This is a genomic window from Aromatoleum bremense, from assembly GCF_017894365.1.
GTDB lineage: Bacteria > Pseudomonadota > Gammaproteobacteria > Burkholderiales > Rhodocyclaceae > Aromatoleum > Aromatoleum bremense.
The window spans coordinates 3,577,001-3,599,257 of record NZ_CP059467.1 but is presented as its reverse complement, the minus strand read 5'-3'; the positions used below and the strand labels follow the sequence as shown (position 1 = coordinate 3,599,257).

Sequence of the window (22,257 nt, the reverse complement as noted above, 5' to 3'; positions counted from 1 at the left end):
TCCTTCCTTCCACACACTCATGTTCATCGAATAACCACCTGAGCAGCGGGCGGATGTTGCGTGTCGAGTTCATGCTGTGTTCAGCGACCGGTTGAGTTCGGTGCCCGACGTCCAGTGATAAGCCGTCGCAACCCGCGTCGAGGGCGACCCGTCGGCGTTGATCCTGCGGCGGTATTCGCGGGATATGGGGCTCTCGCGGGCGAGCTTGACGAAATCCACGCCGTTCGCGCGCAGGTCGACTTCCACCGCGAGCACGTCGCGGACGAAGTCGCGCTGGCTCTTGAACTCGAGCGGCGCCGGCAGCGTCCGCGCCAGCACTTCGGCCGGATCGCGCTTCTCGTATTGCCTGAACAGGCCGCACACGTGATGCAAGTGGCCCAGTTCGTAGTCGCAGAAACGCTCCCACATCTCGCGGATGCGCGGGTTGCTCTCCGACTGGGCGCAGCTGTAGTAGCCGTAGACCTCGGTCGCCTCGTGGAGCAGCCACAGCTCCAGGAAGCTTTGCCGCGGGTCCAGCAGCGAGCCGTACTGCGTCACGTGCTGCTCCTCGATCGACGCGATCTCCGCGTACAGCTGCCGCGCGACCGGGTCGGCGAACATCGGGCCGATCGTCATGTAGTAGTCGTGCGTCTGGTATTCGGCCGCAGTGATCAGCGTCGCATGCAGCTTCGTCAGGAGCGTGGCATCCCGGCCGTGCGGCAGCCGCAGGTCATCGACCGACGCGCGATGGCCGTCGGATTGAGTCCGTAAACTGCTGTAAATCGAGTGGCAGGTAGCCACCGCTTCAGTTCGGTACGATGACGTTGTCGAAGCGTTGATCAACCGAAGAAAGGCAGGCGAAGCGATGGCTGGATATGATGTTAGCGTAGGGCGTGATTTGTTGCCAGGGCTGTTGAGCGGTCAGGACGGGCTGGCGAAACTGGTAGAAGCGGTTCTGAACCAGATACTGGAGGCGCAAGTGACAGAAGCGTTGGGAGCGGAGCGGCACGAACGCACGGAAGAGCGCGCCGGCTACCGCAACGGCACGCGAGCACGCACGCTCTACACACGGGTGGGGCCGGTGACGCTGCTGGTGCCGCAGACGCGGGATGGCAGCTTCTCGACAGAGATCTTCAAGCGTTACCAGAGGAGCGAGCAGGCGTTTGTACTGGCGCTGATGGAGATGGTCGTGCAAGGCGTCTCGACGCGGAAAGTATCGGCGATCACCGAGGAGCTGTGCGGCACGAGCTTTTCCAAATCGACGGTCAGCGCGCTCTGCGCCGGACTGGACGGACGTGTCGGTGCCTTCAACGAGCGACGGCTCGAAGGCGATTACCCGTTTGTTCTGGTCGATGCGCTGTTCATCAAGAGCAGGGAAGGCGACCGCGTCGTATCGCGCGCCGCACTGGTCGTGTCGGGCATCAGGAGTGACGGCTACCGCGAAATTCTCGGCGTGAAGATCGGCGACACGGAGAGTTTCGCCACTTGGGATGAGACGTTCCGCTGGCTCAAAGGCCGGGGGTTGAAAGGCGTCATGTTCGTCGTTTCCGACAGCCACGGCGGGCTGACGCAGGCGGTCGCAAAGCATTTTCAGGGGGTGACCTGGCAGCGCTGCCAGGTGCATCTGATGCGCAACATTCTGGGGAGCTGCAGCGCCAAGATCCGGGCCGACGTGGCGGCGGCAGCCAAACTCGTCTTCCAGGCGGCGGACATGGCCGAGGCCAAGCGCCGGCTCGCCGAATTCGTCGAGCGCTTCGAGAAAACGGCGGCAAAGGCCGTGGCGTGCATCGAGGAAGGTTTCGCCGACGCAATGGCGGTCATGGCGCTGCCAGAGAAATACCGGCGGCGGCTGCGCACGACCAACATGCAGGAGCGGCTCAACGAAGAGATTCGCCGTCGCGAGCGGGTGATCCGCATCTTCCCCAACGACGAATCCGCCCTGCGCCTGATCGGCGCCCTGTTGGCCGAGCAGAACGAGGTCTGGCAGGAAAGACGATATCTGGATATGGATGAATTCGCGGAGTGGGTCGCCGCCCGCGCCGCCGCCGGCGAGAGCAACAACGTTGTTGCTCTCGCCGGATAAAAACCATTCGTCATCATCCGGGCTGAAGAGAATTTACAGCAGATTTTGGACTTGACTGGCCGTCGACGGTCGGACGGCCCGGGGCGATGTCGGTGTGCCCCTGCAGGATGTTGTTCGAATCCTTGCCTTCGAGCCGGTCGAGCAGCGCCGAGTAGCGGTAAAGATGGTCGAAATCCTCGAGCAGCCCGAAGCGGTAGACCTGGGCGAGATACGCGTCCAGTTCGCGCTGGGCGACCGCGGCGGTCACTTCGACGGCGACCTGTTCGTACGCGATCGTCGTCTCCAGCGGCGAATGGTCGGCCGACAACAACCAGTTCACTGCCGTTGCCTGGTGTTGCTCGATGCGGCGAATCCGGGCAAGCGACTGTCGCAGTTCGCTGTTCATCCGCATCCCCATGTGGGACAGCCGCAGCGCGTCGAGCTCGAGCGCATTCATCAGGAGGATGCGTACGCGCGTGAAAGCCTCATCGTCGAGCTTGCTGATCGGCTTTCCCGCCATGTCCTTCCACGTCAAAGACTGCTTGTCGATCGGCACCCCTTTATTTCCGAGCAGATCCACGGCAATTTCCTCCGGACGATAAGACTTCAGAGGGCTCGGGCCCGGACAGGCTCGTGCCTTATCGCGGAAAGTTCTGGCAAATCCCGTGCCTACGGTATCGGCAGGACCTTGCCAGCTTCGCGCCCTGTCGACGTGGGAATAAAGACCACGTCCATCTCTTCCGCGCGCCGTCGCCGCTGCGATGTCGTGGGAATTTTCTCTACGCCGGCTGTAGAAATTACAAGTGCGAGTAAGAAATATGCGTCGCTTCCGCTCAGCGGGCCAGCGTCGACAAGTGAAACAACTCTCTCGGCACGCAGGCAGCGAGGTTGCTAAGGTGAATCATTGCCGTCGCCGTGTGGCGCGAAACAAACAACAACAACGGACAGGAGAGTCATCGTGCAGACGATTTCGCCACTCCCACTCCCACTCCTACTCCCCGGCGCCGTGCAACGCGTCACCCCGGCAGATTTCCGGTTGCGGGCAATGGCGGCGCGCAGTCATCCGGCAACACGAGGCAGATCCTTGCGCTTCACGCGCCGCTGGCGACCGCCCGGACTGGCCGGCAGCATGTCGTTCGCGCTGGCGTTGTTCACTGCGGCGACCGCGTGCCCCGCCGCTCAGGGCGTCGCGTTGCAGGCCGGAAGCTACGACTCGGTCGATAGCGTCGGAGTTCAGTGGCTGCTGCCAGTCTGGTATCGCGCCGAATGGAAGAACTGGCGCATTGCCAGTCACCCGGAACTCCAGTTGAACCTCCTCCGCAGCCATTCGGACAAAGCGGCCCAGGCAGGCGCTTTCGCGACGTTCCGCATCTCTCCGATCCGTACCGGCGTGTACCCGTATCTCGAGGCGGGCCTCGGTCTGAACCTCTTCTCGGAGGAAAAACTTGGACGCAGGAACCTGTCCACCCACTTCCAGTTCGGCGAACTGATCGGCGTCGGCGTCGCCTGGGGAGGCAGGGCCGGGGGCAAAGGCGAGACGTCAGTCGGCGTGCGGCTGAGCCATTATTCGAATGCCGGGCTGAAGCAACCGAATCACGGCATCGAGGTGTTCCAGCTCACGGTCAGCCACCGCTTCTAGCGGTCGCGCCGGCGAGGAATCGTTCCCTGTGCAGCAGGGTCAGCTTCCCTGCAGCGACGCCGCGATTTCCGCGAGCGCCGCGAGCGGAACACGGACCCATTCCGGGCGATTGTCCAGTTCGTAGCGCAGTTCGTAGAGCAGCTTCTCGATGACGAACAGCGTCAGGAAATCCGCGGCGACGGCCGCGTCCGGCGGAACGGAAGGCAGCGGTGCAACGGCGTCGTGGTACGCCTGCATGAAGCTCCGGACCACTCCCTCCTTCCATTCGGACAGCGCGCGCGCCAGTGCGTCGGCGTGCTCGGGGCGCGCCTGGAGATGGTGGTATCCGACCGTGCGCACCGCGTAGTCGAACGAACGCAGCATGCCGGCGATGTCCCGCAGCGGCGAATGCCTGCGTCGCCGCTCGTCGATCGGCCGGGCTGGTTCGCCTTCGAAATCGACAATGACGAAATCGTTCTGCGCAATCAGCACCTGCCCCAGATGCAGGTCGCCGTGCAGCCGGGTTTTGACCAGGCCAGCTGAAGCCAGGTCAAGCCCGGCGAGGCGTGCGACCAGCGGGTGGTGCGCCGCCAGCACCTGCCTTGCCTCGTCGCGGGCGCGCTCGTCCAGACGCGGCAACGCCGCTTCGAGAAGGCTCAGGGTGCGCTCGACATCGCCGATCACCTGGGCACGCCAGGCTTCGACTTCAACGTCGCCGAGCGGCTCCGGGGCGAATGCCGGATCAGTGCCGTGCGCGAACGCCGCATGCATCTCGCCGATGCGCCGCCCAAGCGTCTGCGCGAGCAGCAGGTAGACCCGGTCCCTTCCCTCGGCCTCGGCTGCGTCGGCCGCCGCTGCGGGCCAGGTATCGGGAGAAAAGAGCCGGTCCAAATGATTCAGCGTGTAATCCCACGCGTTGCCCTGATTGTCGACGAATTCCTGCAGCATCGCCAGCGCCGCGCCCCGGCCGTCGGGCGCGATGTATTCGACCGAACCGGCGACCGCGGCGACGCGTGAAAATCCCGCTGCGCTGCCGAGGAAATAGCCGACTTCGATTTCCGGGTTGGTGCCGAACTGCAGGCGCCGGTAACCCTTCAGGTAGAGCCGCGAGCCGAAGAACACACCGGTGTTGGTCTGCTCCTGCAGCGGCTGGCGCACTTCGTCGTCGAGCGCCTCGGCGAGCCGCGCATAGTGTTCGCTCGCGGTGAAGCGCAGGCTGCCGCGGCCGAGCGGCTGCGGCCCACCACCGCCCATGCTCTGGCCGAGCGCGCGGCAATACACGGGATCGATGAACGCGTCGTAGAGGATGCCGATGCGCGCCTTCTCGCGGACACGGGCGAGCGCCACCGCGCCGAAACGATCGACCGGGTTGTCACCGGCCGTCTCCCACGCGATGCCGAGCGGCAGGAAATACAGGTGTGACGATCCGCCCGCCAGGCTGACTTCGAGCAGCGCGAGCAGCCAGTTGCCGCCGCCGGCAGCCCATTCCTGCTCCTCGACGACTTCGATGCGCGTCACCGTCTCGCCTTTCGCTGCGAACCACCGTCGCGCCTGCAGGTACGGCAGCAGCACTTCGTTCTGCAGCTGGTCGCGGCTGCGGGTGGCGATCGCGCGGCGCACCGCGCTGCCGCCCTGGTGGCCGCGGAAGAACGTGCGCCAGCCTTCGGTGAGCACGAGCATCGGCAGCTCGGTCTGCGGCAGTCGCTCCTCGTGCCAGTTCGGCGGCGGCGCATCGGCCGACAGCTCGAAGGCGAAAAAGCCGTGACCCGCGAGCGTCAGCAGATACGGCAACTTGCCGACGGGTGGGAACGGCACGCGCCCGACGATCTCGACCGGCACGCGGCCCTCGAAGCGCGCGAGGTCGAGTTCGACCGCCTGCGGCGTGCGCGCGAGGTTCGCGACGCACAGCACGCTCTGGTCGCGATATTCGCGCAGGTAAGCGAGCACCTTGCGGTTGCCCGGCTCGAGGAATCGCAGCGTGCCGCGGCCGAACGCGCGCGAACCGTTGCGCATCGCGATCAGCCGCCGCGTGAAGTTCAGCAGCGAATGCGGGTTGCGCGCCTGCGCTTCGACGTTGATCGCCTGGAAGCCGTAGATCGGGTCCATGATCGGCGGCAGGTAGAGCTGCTGCGGGTCGGCGCGCGAGAAGCCGGCGTTGCGGTCCGGCGTCCATTGCATCGGCGTACGCACCCCGTCGCGGTCGCCGAGGAAGACGTTGTCGCCCATGCCGAGCTCGTCGCCGTAATAGATGATCGGCGAGCCGGGCATCGTCAGCAGCAGAAAGCTCATCAGCTCGATGCGGTCGCGGCTGTTCTCGAGCAAGGGTGCCAGCCGCCGGCGGATGCCGACGTTGATGCGCATGCGCGGGTCGTTGGCGAAGAATTGCCACATGTAGTCGCGCTCGCGGTCGGTGACCATCTCGAGCGTCAGCTCGTCGTGGTTCCTCAGGAAGATCGCCCACTGGCAGTTCTCCGGGATGTCGGGCGTCTGCCGCATGATGTCGACGACCGGGAAGCGGTCTTCCTGCGCAACCGCCATGAAAAGCCGCGGCATCAGCGGGAAGTGGTAAGCCATGTGGCATTCGTCGCCGTCGCCGAAATACTCGCGCACATCTTCGGGCCACTGGTTCGCTTCGGCGAGCAGCACGCGGCCGCGGTAGTGCGCGTCGATGCATTTGCGGATCTCGCGGATCACGTCGTGCGTCTCGGGCAGGTTCTCGTTGTTCGTGCCTTCGCGCTCGCGCAGGTACGGAATCGCGTCGAGGCGGAAGCCGTCGACGCCCATGTCGAGCCAGAAGCGCATCGTGCGCAGCACCGCCTTGAGCACGTTCGGGTTCTCGAAGTTCAGATCCGGCTGGTGGCTGAAGAAGCGGTGCCAGTAGTACGACTTCGCGACCGGGTCCCACGCCCAGTTCGACGTCTCGGTGTCGGTGAAGATGATGCGCGTGCCGGCATAGCGCGTCGGATCGCCGCTCCACACGTAGTAGTTGCGCTTCGACGACCCCGCCGGCGCGCGCCGCGCGGCCTGGAACCACGCGTGCTGGTCCGAGGTGTGGTTGACGATGAGTTCGGTAATGACGCGCAGGCCGCGCCGGTGCGCCTCGCGGACGAAGTGCCGGAAATCCGCGCGCGTGCCATATGCCGGCAGCACGCCGTGGTAGTCGGCGACGTCGTAGCCGTCGTCCTTCAGCGGCGACGGGTAGAACGGCAGCAGCCAGATCGTGTTGACGCCGAGGTCACGGATGTAGTCGAGCTTGCGCGTCAGGCCGTTGAAGTCGCCGACGCCGTCGTCGTTGGCGTCGAAGAACGCCTTGACGTGCAGCTCGTACACCACCGCGTCCTTGTACCAGAGCCCGTCGTCGGTTTCCTTGTCCGGCGCGGCCATTGCGGGCAACAGATCCATCGTCGACAGCCCTTACAGGAAGTAGTCGAAATCGCGTTCGCTGCGCACGCGGCGACGCAGCACGAAGAGGTGCGCCGGAACGCGCTGCGGGTCGAGGCGCACGAAGTTGCGTGCGCTGCTCCACAGATAGCGCGCGCCGGACAGCAGGTCGTGCATCTGGAAGCTCGTCCCGGGCGCGATGCCGAACGCGTCGAGGTCGAGCTCGAGCCAGCCCGAATGCACGTTGTGCGGATCGAGATTCGCGACGACGACGATGATGTTGTCGCCCGCCTCCGCCGTCTTGGAGTACGCGATCAGCTGGTCGTTGTCGATGGCCAGGAAGCGCAGCGACGTATTCTCATGCAGCGCCGGGTTGTCGCGGCGGACACGGTTGACGCGCCCGATCAGCGCGGCGAGGCTGTCGGGCCGGTCGAGATCCCATTCGCGCAGCTGGTATTTCTCGGAGTTCAGGTATTCCTCGCTGCCCGGCTCGCGCGGCACATGCTCCATCAGCTCGAACGCCGGACCGTAGATGCCGTAGGACGCCGCCAGCGTCGCCGCGAGCACGAGGCGCACGACGAAAGCCGGCCGGCCGCCCAGCTGCAGATATTCGGGCAGGATGTCGGGCGTATTGGGCCAGACGTTCGGGCGGAAGTAATCGGCGCCGGGGCCGTGCGCGAGCTCGTTGAAATACTCGGTGAGCTCGGCGCGCGTGTTGCGCCACGTAAAGTATGTGTACGACTGCGTGAAGCCGAGCTTCGCGAGCCGGTGCATGACGCGCGGCCGGGTGAAGGCTTCGGCGAGGAAGATCACGTCCGGGTGATCATGGCGGATGCTCGCGATCGCCCATTCCCAGAACGGAAAGGCCTTGGTGTGCGGGTTGTCGACGCGGAATATCCGCACCCCTTCGGCGATCCAGTGGCGGAAGATGCCGGCGAGCGCGGCCCACATCGCCTGCCAGTCGCCGGTCTCGAAGTCGAACGGGTAGATGTCCTGGTATTTCTTCGGCGGGTTCTCGGCGTACTGCACGCTTCCGTCGGGCCGGCGGCGAAACCACTCGGGATGTTCGGCGATCCAGGGATGGTCCGGCGCGCACTGCAGCGCGATGTCGAGCGCGAGCTCGACGCCGTGTTCGCGCGCCCGCGCAATCAGGTAGCGCAGGTCCTCGACGGTGCCGAGCAGCGGGTGCACCGCAAGGTGCCCGCCTTCCGCGGCGCCGATCGCCCACGGGCTGCCGACGTCGTCCGGCGCGGCGACGAGCGCGTTGTTCGGTCCCTTGCGCCGCTCCCGGCCGACCGGATGGATCGGCGGCAGGTACAGCACATCGAAGCCCATCGCGGCGATGTCGGCGAGACGGTCGGCGCAGTTGCGCAGCGTTCCGTGCGCGCCGGCAGCTGGCGCGGTCGAACGCGGAAAAAGCTCATACCACGCGCCGAAGCGCGCCAGCGGATGGTCGATGTCGAGCGGCAGCATCGGGTGGACGGCGGCGAAACGGCGATCCGGATGGCGCGCCGCGATCTCGCCGAGCCGCGCATCGAGACCCAGCGCCTTGAGCACCTGCGGATCCGCGCCTGCGGCCTGGCTCGCGTCGCGCAGCCGTCGCGCCCACGCCGCGAGCCGCTCGCGGTCATCGCCGATCGTTGCGCGTTCGGCGGTTTCCTCGATCAGGTCGGCGCCGATCAGGCCCGCCATGCGGATGTCGTCGGGCTCGACACGCCGCGCCAGATCCCGCCGCCACGACTCGAACGCATCGACCCACGCCGTCACCGTGTACCAGCAGCGTCCGATCTCGCCGAGCCTGATGCGGCCGCGCCAGCGCTCGTTGCCGATCGCCGCCATCGGCACGGCGTGCCACTGCTCGTCCTGGTCGCGCCGCCAGCACAGCATCGCGAGCACCGCGTCGTGACCGTCGGCGAAGCAGTCGGCCTCGACGTCGAACTCGTCGCCGACGACGCGCTTGACGGCGAAGCGGCCGCCGTCGATCTGCGGCGTGACCGATTCGATGACCGCGCGAACCCGCCCTTCGTCGGGCACACGGCGCACATCCTCGACGATGTCAGCTGTCCGGGCGCGCATCGCCTGCCTCCGGGATCAGGAACAGCACCGCCAGCGGCGGCAACGTCAGCGTCAGCGACTGGAAATGGCCGTGCGCGGGCACCGGCACGGTTTCGACGCCGCCCAGGTTGCCCGCCCCGCTGCCGCCGTACAGCGTCGCGTCGCTGTTGAGCGCCTCGCGCCAGAACCCGGCGCGCGGCACGCCGAGCGTGTAGTTCGGCCGCGTCACCGGCGTGAAATTGCATACGACGAGGACAGTGGCGCCGTCGCGCGACTTGCGCAGGAACGACAGCACGCTGTTTTCGCTGTCGTCGCTGTCGATCCACTGGAAACCGGCTTCGTCGAAATCGAGCTCGTGCAGCGCGGCGCGCTCGCGATACAGCCGGTTCAGGTCGCCGACCCAGTGCCGCAGCCCGCCGTGTTCCGGCCGGTCGAGCACCCACCATTCGAGTTCGCCCTCGTGCGTCCATTCGCGCCGCTGGCCGAACTCGCCGCCCATGAACAGCAGCTTCTTGCCCGGATGCGCCCACATGTAGCCGAACAGCGCGCGCAGCCCGGCGAACTGCTGCCAGCTGTCGCCGGGCATCTTGCCGATCAGCGAACCCTTGCCGTAGACGACTTCGTCATGCGACAGCGGCAGCACGAAGTTCTCGTGGAACGCGTACCAGATCGAGAACGTGATCCGGCCATGGTGGAACTTGCGGAACAGCGGGTCATGGCGGAAGTAGTCGAGCGAGTCGTGCATCCAGCCCATGTTCCATTTCATGCCGAAGCCCAGGCCCCCGACATACAGCGGGCGCGACACCATCAGCCACGCCGTCGACTCTTCGGCGATCGTCTGCACGCCCGGGTGGTCGCGATACACCGCCTCGTTGAGGCGCCGCAGGAACGCCACCGCGTCGAGGTTCTCCCGGCCGCCGTAGCGGTTCGGCACCCACTCGCCGTGCTGGCGACCGTAGTCGAGATACAGCATCGATGCGACCGCATCGACGCGCAGCCCGTCGATATGGAAGCGGTCGAGCCAGAACAGCGCGGAGGATAGCAGGAACGCGCACACCTCGTGGCGCCCGTAATTGAAGATGCATGAATGCCATTCCGGGTGGAACCCCTGGCGCGGGTCCGCATGTTCGTACAGATAGGTGCCGTCGAACTCGGCCAGGCCGTGCACATCGCTCGGAAAATGCGACGGCACCCAGTCGAGGATCACGCCGACGCCCGCCTGGTGCAGCGTGTCGATCAGGAACATCAGCTCGTCGGGCGTGCCGTAGCGCGCCGTCGCGGCGAAGTAACCGGTCGTCTGGTAGCCCCACGAGCCGTAGAACGGATGCTCCGCGAGCGGCATCAGTTCGACATGCGTGAAGCCGCACTCGACGACGTACGCGGCGAGCTGCGGCGCGATCTCGCGGTAGCCCGGCAGCGCACCGTCCTGCGCGCGACGCCACGAGCCGAGGTGCAGTTCGTAGATGCTGAACGGCGCATCGAGCGCATTGGCGCGCGCGCGGCTCGTCATCCACGCATCGTCGCCCCAGCGGTGAGCGCTGCGCCACGCGCGCGAACCGGTCGCCGGTGGCACCTCCGCATACAGCGCGAACGGATCGGCCTTCTCGGCAACGCGCCCGTCATGGCCCGCGACGCGGTACTTGTAGACGTCGCCCGCCGCAACGCCGGCGACGAAACCTTCCCAGATGCCCGAGCCGTCGTCGCGCGGGCGCAGCACTGCGGCATCGTCGCACCACGCATTGAAGCTGCCGATCACCGCTACCGCACGCGCGTTCGGCGCCCACACGGCGAAGTGCGCGCCGGCGTCCTCAAGCTGGCAGCCGAGCTTGTCGTAGAGGCGGCCGTGCGAGCCTTCCCGGAACAGGTAGATGTCGTGTTCGGAGAGGCGGCTGTGCGTCGTCGTAGCGTCCATCTAGTCCCCCGCCCGCTCGACGTTCTCGCGGGTGTGCTCCCGGATCCACTGGTTGATGTGGGCTGCGGTGTGGGCCGGGACGCGATCTACGGTCGATGACAACATGGCTGCCTCCTGAAAGCGCTAAGGACGGGACACCGGCCCGGCAAAGCTGCGGCGCTGCCGTCGCGGCTCTGTCGTCGTCCGCAAGCGCCGTGCCTTGCGCCGCGGGGCGGTCAGGCGACTTCGAGCCAGTGCAGGCTGAACAGGCGCGCCGCGTCGGTCCAATATTTGCGCGGCACGAACCCCGCCTGTGCGGCGAGCGAGCGGAATTCCTCGACCGTGTACTTGTAGGAATTCTCGGTGTGCAGCGTCTCGCCGGTGGCGAAACGGAATTCCCGTCCGGCGACCCGCACACGCTGCGCCACGAGACTGACCAGATGCATTTCGACGCGCCGCGCGAGCGGCTGGTAGAACGCGTAATGGGCGAAACCGTCGTCGGCGAAGTCTGCGCCGAGTTCGCGGTTCGCCCGCGCCAGCAGATTCTTGTTGAACGCGGCAGTGACGCCCTGCGAGTCGTTGTAGGCGGCATGCAGAAGCGCCGGATCCTTGATCAGGTCGACGCCGATCAGCAGGCCGCCGCCGTCCAGCAACGCAGCGGCCATGCCGAGGAATCCGGCCGCTTCTTCCGGCGCGAAATTGCCGATCGTCGAGCCGGGGAAAAAACCGACACGACGCTGCGCCCCGGACACGCTTGGCGGAAGATCGAACGCACGCGTGTAGTCGGCGACGACCGGCCGGATCCCCAGCCGCGGGTAATCCGCCCTGAGCCGGCTCGCGGCCTGGTGCAGATGTTCGCCCGAGATGTCGACCGGAACGTAGGCACGCGGCCGGCGCAGCGCATCGAGCAGCCGCCGCACCTTGCGGCCCGAACCGGCGCCGAACTCGACGAGTTCGACGTCCGGGCCGATGAGCATGGCCAGTTCGCCGGCGTGGCGCTCGAGAAGATCGAGCTCGACGCGTGTCGGGTAATACTCCGGCAGCGTGCAGATGCGGTCGAACAGCGCCGAGCCTTCGGCGTCATAAAAAAACTTGCACGACACCCGCTTCGGCGTCGCCGCCAGTCCGGCAAGCAGCGCACTGCGGAAATCGTCGTCCTCGGCGCCGTCCAGCGGACGATCCCGCGCCCCATCTGTCGTCGGTGCTTTCCACGACGGGCCTTTGCCCGGGTCACTCATCTGCATCGGCGTCCCCCTGCAATCGTCCGGCACCGGCCGCGGAGGGGGCCAGCCGCCTCGGGCGCATGGCAAAACCATGGCCCGACTTTTCCAGTGTAGTAGGACAAGCGCCCAAGCCAACCTGCCGTATCGCCCAAGCCGGGCGCTACCTGCGGTCCCGCTCGCGCTCGCCCGCGGACTTGTCCATGTCAGGCCGGTAGGCCGGATCGTTGATGTCCGGCAGCGATCAATTTGCGTTTGGTCTTTGTATCCATATTCATCTCGATCCCTCCGCATGACGGGGTGCGATGAAGCGCTACCCCCTGCCCGGGCCGGGCGTCCCCCATGCGCTGGCCGAAGCAAGCGGAAGGCCCGAGCGTCATTCGCAGGGCACGATGGTCCTTCGATACCGGGTGCAACAACTACACGGTCTTGTAAGAAGCGCCCGACCCCCCTGCTCGGCCCGCCCGGATCACGCGTGCCGGCCCCGGCAGCCTCCGGCCAGTTCAGTCCGGCATCCCGATTGCAGCAGCGCGAGCCCATCCTTCCGCAGGAAATCCGAATGCAGCGTCCCTTGCTGGAAGTTCTGCAGCCGCGGACGATCGTCGTGTTCCGCGCGCTGCAACTGGGCGACATGCTGTGTGCCGTACCCGCGCTGCGCGCGTTGCGTGCAGCCTGCCCGCACGCCCGCATCACGCTCGTCGGCCTGCCGTGGGCCGCGGCGTTTGCCGCCCGCCACCCTCGCTATCTCGACGTTTTCGTCGCCTTTCCCGGCTTTCCGGGCCTCCCGGAACAGCCCGCCGATTCCGCCGCGCTGCCCGATTTCCTTGCCACGATGCGAGCGCGGCGAGCCGATCTGGCGATCCAGATGCATGGCGACGGTACGATCACGAATCCGCTCGTCGCGGAGTTCGGCACGCGGTTCAACGCCGGTTTCGGCGCTCCTGGCAGTGGCGACGCCAGGAATCAAGGCATGACATTACGGTGCGAAAGCCGTGCCCCCTCCCTAAGCCGCGATTCGTAAATCCGCAAGCATCCTGAAGCCGCATACGTCAGGGCTCTTGATGAACGTGGTCATGACTTCACCCGCCCAGCTTCAGTTTGAATTTGACCATTTCAAGGCTGCGCCTCGTCGAGCAGCGCGGTCAGCCCGGCGCGAACGACTTCGCTGTCGCTTGGCGACAGCTTTCCGATCTGACCTCTGACCAGACGATGGTCGAGCGTAAACAACTTGAATCGCACCTTGGAGGGCGCCGGCAGGCCCGCTGCAGCCAGGTCGGCGATCCTGCAATCAAGCGGCCAGGGGGCGTTTGCCTCGGACGTGATCATGGCCATGACCGAATGGCCCGCGGGCGTGTTGAAAGCCGCCGCGTTCGAGAGCACCAGCGCGGGGCGATTCTTGGTGGCGTTGCGGTCGGTGAACGGAAAGGGCACGCGCACGACAGCAAAGCGTTCAAAGCTCACGGTAGGCTTCCTCGTCGGCCTCGCCAGCCCATTCGGACAGCGTGCCCTCGACGGCGCGTAGGTATTCGACATCCAGCGGCTGCACTCGGCGCACCGTCGCCGTTCCGTCAGCGCCGACGTCCCAGGCGATCAAGTCGCCCGGCTTCACATGCAGCGCGGCGCGCACGTCCTGGGGGATGGTGGTCTGACCCTTGGCAGTGATCTTGGCAACAGCAAGCATTTCGCTCTCCGGTAAGGATGACATTGCGTCCTTACTTTACGTCGTGCATGGTTGTGCATCAAGATGACTTTCATACGTCAGTCGTTATACAAGAGTGGAGTTAACCCCCTGTTCGGCTTGACTAAGTATGGAATACCCCTCGCCGCGCACGATGAGCGGAGCGATTCTCTGCCTGCATTGATAACAGCCGTCATTGCTGGCACTCCGATCAAATTCAATGAGCGCAATTTTGCGTTCAGTGACTACACTGACCGGGCAGACCGACGCTGCCCGGCAGCGCCTTCAGGACGTGGCGCATGGCCGGAAAAATGACTTGGTAACTTGCGCCGCCGGGTCACACGGACGGTGACACAGAACCGCTGAAATGAAATAAGCCCCTAAAATCAGGGGCTTATTTCATAATATGGCGGAGAGGGTGGGATTCGAACCCACGGTAGGCTCGCACCTACGCCTGATTTCGAGTCAGGTACATTCGACCACTCTGCCACCTCTCCGCGTCCCGCGATCGTCTCGCGGGAGGGCGCATTATACGTACACAATCAATATCAAACAAGAAATAACTTCGCATGCCGAGGGGCATTTCAAGGCCATTCACTGAAAGCGGACAGGCACCATGGCGCCGCTGCCGAAGATTGCTGCCCTGGGTGTCATTTGCCCCCGGGCACATGCTCGCGCAAAATCCGGGGTCGCCGCCGGGGAGTGCCTTCTTGCCTGTCTTACTGTTCTTCATTGCGCTGTTTGGGCTGTCGGGATGCACGCCGGACGCCGCCCCGCGACGGGTCGGGGACTATCGGATGGCCGGCGAATTGCGCGTCGCGACTCGGCTGGATGCGATTTCCTACCGTCAGGAGGCGCAGGGCGAGACGTCGGGGTTCGAGCACGACCTGCTGCAGAAACTGGGGCAACGCCTCGGCGTGCCGGTGCGTTTCGTCGTGTATCCCGATGCGCCGCGGGCGCTCGACGCGGTCCTCAACGGCGAGGTGCATCTCGCCGCGGCCGGAATCACCCGCAACGAACGCTTTCCGTTGCGGTGGTCGGCTCCGTTGCGCGAGGTGGACTATGTGTTGGTCGGGCGTTCGGACGACAGGGAGATCGACGGGGAGGACGATCTCGCCGGGCGAACGATCAGCATGCGGCGGGGTTCCGCGCCCGTCGAAGCACTCGATCGAATCCGCAAGCGCGTTCCCGGCCTCAACCTGCACTTTCCGGCCCGGCTCGGCGATCAGGCGCTGCTCGAACAGCTGGGGCAGGGCAAACTGGACCTCATCGCCACCGACCGCGTCCATTTCGCGCTGGCCGCGCAAACCAACCCAATATTCGTGATCGCATACAACCTGCCGGCTCGGTCCGAGATCGCCTGGGCGCTGCCGATCGATGCCGGGAGTCTGGCCGCCGAGGTCGACGCCTTTCTCGCCGGCGCACGGGAAAGCGCCCTGCTCGCGCGGATCGCCGATCGCTACTTCGGCCACATCCGCCGCCTCGATGACCAGGACGTGGCGGTTTTTCTGGGCCACATGCGCACACGCCTGCCCGCCTATCGCCAGCATTTTCATGACGCGCAGGCACGCACCGGCGTCGACTGGCGCTTTCTCGCCGCGCTCGCGTACCAAGAATCGCGGTGGGACCCGCTCGCGACGTCGCGAACCGGCGTGCGGGGAATGATGATGCTGACTTCCGAGACCGCAGACCGGCTCGGCGTCGGCGACCGCCTCGATGCGCGCGAGAGCATTCTCGGCGGGGCGCGCTATTTTTCGATGCTCAGGGACCAGTTGCCCGGCGGGATTGCCGAGCCCGACCGCTCATGGATCGCGGTGGCGGCGTACAACCTCGGCATGGGCCACATGAACGGCGCGCGGGCGATCGCCCGCGGCATGGGCCGGCACGACACGACGTGGTGGGACATGAAAGCCGTCCTTCCGCTGCTGTCGCGGCCCGAATACGCGGCGCGGCTCAAATCCGGCCCGGCACGCGGCGGCGAGGCGGTGATCATGACGGAGAACATCCGCAACTTCCACGGCATTCTCGCGCGCCTCGAACCGCCCTACACCCCGCCGCTCCAACCACCCGGCCTGAAGCTCGGCCGTGCCGGCGACTGAGCACCTCCAGGAAACGGCTTTGCCGTTTCCGCCCCCCAAGGGGGACAAGAAAACTTGGGGCGGCCCGGCGTTTTCTTGAGCGGCTTCAGCCGCGGGGTTCGAGCACCTCGATCCCGCCCATCCACGGCACCAGCGCTTTCGGCACGACGACCGAACCGTCGGCCTGCTGGTAGTTCTCGAGCACGGCGACCAGCGTCCTGCCGACTGCCAGACCCGAACCGTTCAGGGTGTGCACCAGTTCGTTCTTGCCCTGCGCGTTGCGGAATCGGGCCTGCATGCGGCGCGCCTGAAACGCCCCGGTGCACGAACACGAGGAAATCTCGCGGTAGGTTTTCTGCGCCGGCAGCCACACTTCGAGATCGTAGGTCTTGGCGGCGGAAAATCCCATGTCGCCGGTGCACAGCACGACTTTGCGATACGGCAGATCAAGCTTGCGCAGGATCGCCTCGGCATGGCCAGTGAGTTCCTCGAGCGCCGCCCATGACGCGTCCGGATGTTCGATCCGCACCAGTTCCACCTTGTCGAACTGGTGCTGGCGGATCATGCCGCGCGTGTCGCGACCGTAGCTGCCGGCTTCGGAGCGGAAGCACGGCGTGTGGCCAACGAACTTCAGCGGCAGCACATCGTGCGCGAGCAGTTCGTTGCGCACGATGTTGGTGATCGGTACTTCCGCTGTCGGAATCAGGTAGAAGCGCCCGTCGTCCTTGGTGACGGAAAACAGGTCGGCCTCGAACTTGGGCAACTGACCGGTGCCGAACATGCTGTCGGGATTGACGAGATAGGGAACGTGGACCTCGGTGTAGCCATGTTCGCGGGTATGCACGTCGAGCATGAACTGGGCGAGCGCGCGATGCAGGCGCGCCAGACCACCGCGCATCAGTGCGAAACGCGAACCGGCAATCTTCACCGCGGTTTCGAAATCGAGCCCTCCGAGGCCGCTCCCGAGGTCGACGTGATCGCTGACCGCGAAGCCGAATTCCCGCGGCGTGCCCCAGCGGGCGACCTCGATGTTTGCCGACTCGTCACGGCCCGGCGGCACGCTGTCGTGCGGGAGGTTCGGCAGCCCGGCGATGAATGCATTGATCCGCTCGAGGAGCGTCCCCAGCGCCTGTTCGTTGGCCTTCAGCTCGTCGCCGATGCCGCCCACTTCGGCCATCACTGCCGAAGCGTCCTCTCCCCTGCCCTTCAGGATGCCGATCTGCTTCGACAGGCTGTTGCGGCGCGCCTGCAGGTCCTGGGTGCGCGTCTGCAGGGTCTTGCGCTCGCTCTCCATGGACTGGAACGCCGCGGCGTCGAAATTCGCCCCCCGCGTTGCAAGCGCTGCCGCGACGACGTCGATCTGGGTGCGTAAAAGTTGGATATCAAGCATGACAATTCCGGAATTCGTGTGGATTCAATGGGAACGCGGGTTTTTCTGACAAGGCAGGATATCTTCCGGCACCAAGCCGCTCTATTCGCTGCCTTTCGCCAGCCTCGCGAAAAGTTTGCGGCGATGCACAAATCCATTAATGAAATCAATCGTTTATATTCACCGCAATGGACAAACTTTTCTTGCATTCGGCGCCGCGTATCTTAAGCTTAGTAAGCCAACACCGCGGAAGACGGTGTCAGCAACACTAGAGGAGATGCCGATGTTGTCCATTAGAGACTGCCTTGATTATTGCGATTTGACCGATGACGAAGTTGCACTCGTTGCAGAACATGTGGGCATTCCCGACGGAGCCGCGGCGCAGGTTGTATGCGGCATGGTGCAAACGCCGGAAGGGGTGCTGATGTTGACGACCTACATGCAAGACCTTATCGAGCGAGCCACCGAACGTGGGGACCTCGAAAGGGCCGAGCGGGCCAAGAGCGTGTGCGCCCGCTTCATGGCCGACCACCCCCTCCCGCACTGAAAGCTGTCGCCCTGCCTCACCTCTCGTCTTTCCCCGCGTCCTTCGGGACGCGCGTAGCCGCCAAGTCGTCGAGTTCGCGCAGATGCTCGAGCTTTGCCGCGATCCGCGCTTCGAGTCCGTATTGCGTCGGGCGATACCATCCCGGCGCATCCATGCCGTCCGGCAGGTAGCTCTCGCCTGCGGCGTACGCTTCGGGTTCGTCATGCGCATAGCGATAGGCCTTGCCATAGCCCAGTTCCTTCATCAAGCGGGTCGGAGCGTTGCGCAGATGCAGCGGTACCGGACGCGACACGTCCTGGGCGACGTGTTTGCGCGCCGCATTATAGGCTTTGTAGACCGCGTTGGATTTCGCCGCGCAGGCAAGGAAGATCGTCGCTTCGGCGAGCGCCAGTTCTCCTTCGGGAGAACCGAGCCGTTCGTATGTCGCGCAGGCGTTCAACGCGATTTCGAGCGCCCGCGGATCGGCGAGCCCGATGTCCTCGGTCGCCATGCGGATCAGGCGCCGTCCGAGATAGAGTGCGTCCGCCCCGCCGTCCAGCATCCGGCACAGCCAGTAAAGGGCCGCATCGGGATTCGAACCCCGCACCGATTTGTGCAGCGCCGACATCTGGTCGTAGAACGCTTCGCCCCCCTTGTCGAAACGTCGCAGGCGAGTCGATAGCGCCTCGTCGACAAACTCGGGCGTCACCGTGACCACGCCCTCGGTTTCCGCGGCAACCTGGACCTGCTCGATGAGGTTCATCAAGCGCCGCGCGTCGCCGTCGGCAAAGCCGATCATGCGCTCGCGCGCGGCCGCCGCAAATTCCAGCTGCGGACACGCCAGCAGGCGGGCGCGTTCGAACAGTTCCCCCAGCGCTTCGTCGTCGAGCGGTTCGAGCACGTAGACCGCCGCCCGCGACAGCAGCGCCGAATTGACTTCGAACGACGGATTCTCGGTCGTCGCACCGATCAGCGTCACGACACCCTGCTCGACGTAAGGCAGAAACGCGTCCTGCTGCGCCTTGTTGAAGCGATGTACCTCATCGACGAACAGGATCGTCTGGCGTCCGCGCGCCTTCTCGGCCTGCGCGTGCGCGACGGCCTCGCGAATGTCCTTGACACCGGAGAACACGGCCGACAGCGCGATGAATTCCGCGTCGAAAACCCGCGCCATCAGGCGCGCGAGCGTCGTCTTGCCGACCCCCGGAGGCCCCCACAGGATCATCGAATGCAGCTTGCCGGATGCGAAGGCGAGCCGCAGCGGCTTGCCGGGACCGAGCAGATGGCGCTGGCCGGCGACCTCGTCGAGCGTCGTCGGGCGCATCCGCTCGGCGAGCGGTACGCGCGGCGGCTCGACGTCGTCGAAAAGGTCCGCCATCCGCGTCGCGCGTCAGTCGCCGATGACGTCGGCGCCCGCGGGCGGGACGAAATGGAACAGCGCCGGGTCGGGATGCGCGTTCGGCACCAGCGACGTAAACACGATCATCGTCGTCTGACCGAAGTTGTCCTGCAATTCCATGCGCTTCAACAGCCCCCCCGCGAGGCCCATGCGGATCGACTGGAAACTGCTTTCCGCGTGCTTCGGCGTGGCCAGCACCCACTCGAGCCCTTCGCCCGAGCCCGCTTCGGCGAGATTGAAATCGCGGTCCAGCGTGCCGCTGCCGGCGAGGATCGCGGCCGGCGTGCTCCCCAGCGCGTCGCCGAGGCGCTTCACGGTGACCTGGTTGAGATCCCGGTCCCACGACCACAGTTTCTCGCCGTCGCTGACGAGCAGCTGCGGATACGGCTTGTCGTAGCTCCAGCGGAACTTGCCGGGGCGCAGGAACACGAAGCTGCCACTCGCCTGCTGCGCCCTGCGTCCCGAAGCGGACGACACCGTCTGTTCGAATTCGCCCTGCGCACTGCGCGCGGTGTCGACGAACTCGCGCAACTGCACCACGCCGTTCGCCGCTGCCGCCACCCCCGACGCCCAGGCGACTGTCGCGCACAGTAGTACGCGCGCCATAAACGCTGCCGGACGCATGTCCAAATGACTCACTCGGTCTCCTTCACGGGCGCGATCACTTCGCGGTTGCCGTTGCTACCCATCGCCGATACCAGACCGGCACGTTCCATCTGTTCGATCAGCCGCGCGGCGCGGTTGTAGCCGATGCGCAGATGACGCTGCACGAGCGAAATCGACGGCCGCCGCGTCTTGACGACGATCTCGACGGCCTGGTCATAGAGCGGATCGGCCTCGCCGTCGCCGCTGTCTGCGCCGCCGAGCGCCCCGTCAGTCTCCTCATCGGCGGCCGACAGGATCCCTTCGACATAATCCGGCGGCCCGCTGCGCTTGAGATGGTCGACGACCTTGTGCACCTCGTCGTCGGCGACGAACGCGCCGTGCACCCGCACCGGCAGGCCGGTGCCGGGCGCCAGATAAAGCATGTCGCCCATGCCGAGCAAGGCTTCGGCGCCCATCTGGTCGAGGATCGTGCGCGAGTCGATCTTGCTCGACACCTGGAACGCGATGCGCGTCGGCACGTTGGCCTTGATCAGGCCGGTGATGACATCGACCGACGGGCGCTGCGTCGCGAGGATCAGGTGGATTCCCGCCGCACGCGCCTTCTGCGCGAGCCGCGCGATCAGCTCCTCGACCTTCTTGCCGACGACCATCATCATGTCGGCGAGTTCGTCGACGACGACGACGATGTGCGGCAGCGTTTCGAGCGGCTCGGGGTTGTCGGGGTTGATCGCGAACGGGTTGGTCATCGGCTTGTCCGTTTCCGCCGCCTGGGTGACCGCCTTGTTGAAGCCGGCGAGGTTGCGCACGCCGACCGCCGCCATCAGCTTGTAGCGCTTGTCCATCTCGACGACGCACCAGTTCAGGGCGTTCGCCGCGTGCTTCATGTCGGTGACGACCGGCGCCAGCAGGTGCGGGATGCCCTCGTAGATCGACAATTCCAGCATCTTCGGATCGACCATGATCAGCCGCACCTTCTCGGGCTCGGCCTTGTACAGCAGCGACAGGATCATCGCGTTGATGCCTACCGACTTTCCCGAACCGGTCGTGCCGGCGACGAGCAGGTGCGGCATCTTCGCCAGATCGGCAACCACCGGCTGCCCGCCGATGTCCTTGCCGAGCGCGACCGTCAGCGATGAATGCATGTCCTGATACGCCTTCGAGCCGAGGATCTCGGACAGACGCACCATCTGTCGTTTCGGGTTCGGCAGCTCCAGCGCCATGCACGACTTGCCGGGCACCGTCTCGACGACGCGGATCGACACCAGCGACAGCGCACGCGAAAGGTCTTTCGCGAGATTCACCACCTGGCTGCCCTTGACGCCGGTCGCCGGCTCGATTTCGTAGCGCGTCACGACCGGCCCGGGATAGGCCGCCAGCACCTTCACCTCGACGCCGAACTCGGCGAGCTTCGTTTCGATCAACCGCGATGTCGACTCCAGCAATTCGGCCGACGGCGGATCGAGGTCGGCAGACGGTCGATCCAGCAGCGCGAGCGGCGGCGTCGATCCCGCCGGCAGATCGACGAAGAGCGGCTGCTGCCGGCCCTTCTCGATGCGCTCCGGCTTCGGCGTGTCGACCATCGCAGGCTCGATCCGCACAGGCTCGATGCGTACGGACTGGGGCGGCGCGGCTTCGGCTTTGCGCCGCTTCGGCTCGACGAGCGCGCCGCCCTTCTGCGCGACCGGTTGCGCCGCCTTGCGTTCGGTTCGGCGACGCCATGCCTGCCGCAGCGTGCTGCAGGCACGCTCGAGCGAAGTGCCGATCCGCTCGACGAGCGACAGCCACGAGATGCCCGAGAAAAGACTCAACCCGGATGCGAACAGCGCCAACAACAGCAGGGTGCCGCCCGTAAAGCCAAGATAACGCTGCACCGCGGCGCCCAGCTCCATGCCGACGAGGCCGCCGGGAGCCAGGGGAATGCTCGCGCCGTGCGAGTGGAAGCGCAGCGATTCGAGCGCGCTGCTGGCGACCAGCACGACGAAGAAACCCACCAGAACGATGAAGAACGACCGCCTGTCGAGCCGCAGGTCATGCCTCAGCCGGCGAAAGCCCCACACCAGCCCGTAGCCGAGAAAAACCACCCACCACCACGCGGACAGGCCGAACAGGTAGTACAGCAGATCCGCGAGCCATGCGCCGAACCGGCCGCCGGGATTGGCAATGCGCGACACTTCGGCAGCGTGCGACCAGCCCGGATCGGCCTTGCTGTAACCGAGCAGCACCAGGCCAACGTACAGCGACATCACGCCGAGAATCAGCCAGCGGGCTTCCTGCAGCAGCAGCGAGATCTTTTCCGGCAAAGGCTGGGAGCGTGAGGACAGGCGGGACGACATGAGGAGAAACTTGAGGCCGGGGGAAAACGACGGTGCGAAATTATATGCGATCCGTCAAGACG

At 65.6% G+C, this 22,257-nt stretch carries 17 protein-coding genes and 1 tRNA gene; 5 read left to right on the top strand and 13 right to left on the bottom strand.

Features of this window, described 5'->3' with window-relative positions:
* Positions 1-69: 69 nt before the first annotated feature.
* Positions 70-780 carry a hypothetical protein gene (locus tag pbN1_RS16890; RefSeq protein WP_244856993.1) on the bottom strand — a complete coding sequence of 237 codons (711 nt, stop codon included), beginning with the start codon at positions 778-780 and terminating at the stop codon, positions 70-72.
* Positions 781-844: 64 nt separating this feature from the next.
* Here pbN1_RS16890 and pbN1_RS16885 point away from each other — a divergent pair, with 64 nt between their 5' ends.
* The gene (locus pbN1_RS16885; protein WP_169204317.1) at positions 845-2,062 is read left to right on the top strand and encodes an IS256 family transposase; all 1,218 of its coding nucleotides are present in this window, start codon (positions 845-847) and stop codon (positions 2,060-2,062) included.
* A 13-nt stretch (positions 2,063-2,075) separates the two neighbouring features.
* Here the strand turns inward: pbN1_RS16885 and pbN1_RS16880 are convergent, their stop codons facing one another.
* Positions 2,076-2,621 carry a hypothetical protein gene (locus pbN1_RS16880; RefSeq protein WP_244856992.1) on the bottom strand — a complete coding sequence of 182 codons (546 nt, stop codon included), beginning with the start codon at positions 2,619-2,621 and terminating at the stop codon, positions 2,076-2,078.
* A 504-nt stretch (positions 2,622-3,125) separates the two neighbouring features.
* Here pbN1_RS16880 and pbN1_RS16875 point away from each other — a divergent pair.
* Entirely contained in the window at positions 3,126-3,680 is a 555-nt protein-coding gene (locus pbN1_RS16875) for an acyloxyacyl hydrolase (RefSeq protein WP_169202784.1), read from the top strand.
* 39 nt (positions 3,681-3,719) lie between these two features.
* Here pbN1_RS16875 and treS read toward each other — a convergent pair whose 3' ends face one another.
* The 4 genes from treS to egtD form a co-directional block, all read right to left on the bottom strand.
* Positions 3,720-7,061: a maltose alpha-D-glucosyltransferase gene (treS, locus tag pbN1_RS16870; RefSeq protein WP_210147550.1), complete on the bottom strand. Its 3,342-nt coding sequence runs from the start codon at positions 7,059-7,061 to the stop codon at positions 3,720-3,722.
* A 12-nt stretch (positions 7,062-7,073) separates the two neighbouring features.
* Positions 7,074-9,116 carry an alpha-1,4-glucan--maltose-1-phosphate maltosyltransferase gene (locus pbN1_RS16865; RefSeq protein WP_169202785.1) on the bottom strand — a complete coding sequence of 681 codons (2,043 nt, stop codon included), beginning with the start codon at positions 9,114-9,116 and terminating at the stop codon, positions 7,074-7,076.
* Positions 9,097-11,007, bottom strand: coding sequence for a 1,4-alpha-glucan branching protein GlgB (gene glgB / locus pbN1_RS16860; protein ID WP_169202786.1), 1,911 nt, complete (start codon positions 11,005-11,007; stop codon positions 9,097-9,099). The genes pbN1_RS16865 and glgB overlap by 20 nt, the downstream gene beginning before the upstream one ends.
* 215 nt (positions 11,008-11,222) lie before the next feature.
* Positions 11,223-12,230: an L-histidine N(alpha)-methyltransferase gene (gene egtD, locus pbN1_RS16855; RefSeq protein WP_169202787.1), complete on the bottom strand. Its 1,008-nt coding sequence runs from the start codon at positions 12,228-12,230 to the stop codon at positions 11,223-11,225.
* Between the two features lie 451 nt (positions 12,231-12,681).
* On the opposite strand from egtD, the gene pbN1_RS16850 reads away from it, so the two are divergent.
* Positions 12,682-13,227 carry a glycosyltransferase family 9 protein gene (locus pbN1_RS16850; RefSeq protein ID WP_169202788.1) on the top strand — a complete coding sequence of 182 codons (546 nt, stop codon included), beginning with the start codon at positions 12,682-12,684 and terminating at the stop codon, positions 13,225-13,227.
* 92 nt (positions 13,228-13,319) lie between these two features.
* On the opposite strand, the gene pbN1_RS16845 is transcribed toward pbN1_RS16850, so the two are convergent.
* The 3 genes from pbN1_RS16845 to pbN1_RS16835 all read right to left on the bottom strand — a co-directional run bounded on the left by pbN1_RS16845 (position 13,320) and on the right by pbN1_RS16835 (position 14,381).
* Complete coding sequence (locus pbN1_RS16845; RefSeq protein WP_169202789.1) at positions 13,320-13,667, bottom strand: type II toxin-antitoxin system PemK/MazF family toxin; 348 nt, start codon at positions 13,665-13,667, stop codon at positions 13,320-13,322.
* A complete protein-coding gene (locus tag pbN1_RS16840; protein WP_169202790.1) occupies positions 13,657-13,887 on the bottom strand; it encodes an AbrB/MazE/SpoVT family DNA-binding domain-containing protein in 231 nt (76 codons plus the stop codon). The genes pbN1_RS16845 and pbN1_RS16840 overlap by 11 nt, the downstream gene beginning before the upstream one ends.
* A 404-nt stretch (positions 13,888-14,291) precedes the next feature.
* Positions 14,292-14,381: transfer RNA gene (locus pbN1_RS16835), tRNA-Ser, on the bottom strand.
* Between the two features lie 171 nt (positions 14,382-14,552).
* Here pbN1_RS16835 and mltF point away from each other — a divergent pair.
* Complete coding sequence (gene mltF / locus pbN1_RS16830) at positions 14,553-15,983, top strand: membrane-bound lytic murein transglycosylase MltF (protein WP_169202819.1); 1,431 nt, start codon at positions 14,553-14,555, stop codon at positions 15,981-15,983.
* 85 nt (positions 15,984-16,068) lie between these two features.
* Here mltF and serS read toward each other — a convergent pair whose 3' ends face one another.
* Positions 16,069-17,352, bottom strand: coding sequence for a serine--tRNA ligase (serS, locus tag pbN1_RS16825; protein WP_169202791.1), 1,284 nt, complete (start codon positions 17,350-17,352; stop codon positions 16,069-16,071).
* A 262-nt stretch (positions 17,353-17,614) separates the two neighbouring features.
* Between serS and pbN1_RS16820 the strand changes: the two genes are divergently transcribed.
* Positions 17,615-17,878 carry a hypothetical protein gene (locus tag pbN1_RS16820; protein ID WP_169202820.1) on the top strand — a complete coding sequence of 88 codons (264 nt, stop codon included), beginning with the start codon at positions 17,615-17,617 and terminating at the stop codon, positions 17,876-17,878.
* Between the two features lie 16 nt (positions 17,879-17,894).
* Here pbN1_RS16820 and pbN1_RS16815 read toward each other — a convergent pair whose 3' ends face one another.
* From pbN1_RS16815 to pbN1_RS16805, 3 genes are read right to left on the bottom strand one after another with little or no spacing between them, the layout of a single operon-like run.
* Positions 17,895-19,235 carry a replication-associated recombination protein A gene (locus pbN1_RS16815; RefSeq protein WP_169202792.1) on the bottom strand — a complete coding sequence of 447 codons (1,341 nt, stop codon included), beginning with the start codon at positions 19,233-19,235 and terminating at the stop codon, positions 17,895-17,897.
* A 12-nt stretch (positions 19,236-19,247) separates the two neighbouring features.
* Positions 19,248-19,862: an outer membrane lipoprotein periplasmic chaperone LolA gene (lolA, locus tag pbN1_RS16810; RefSeq protein WP_169202793.1), complete on the bottom strand. Its 615-nt coding sequence runs from the start codon at positions 19,860-19,862 to the stop codon at positions 19,248-19,250.
* A 29-nt stretch (positions 19,863-19,891) separates the two neighbouring features.
* Positions 19,892-22,195, bottom strand: a complete 2,304-nt coding sequence (locus tag pbN1_RS16805; protein WP_169202794.1) for a DNA translocase FtsK — start codon at positions 22,193-22,195, stop codon at positions 19,892-19,894.
* Positions 22,196-22,257 lie beyond the last annotated feature (62 nt).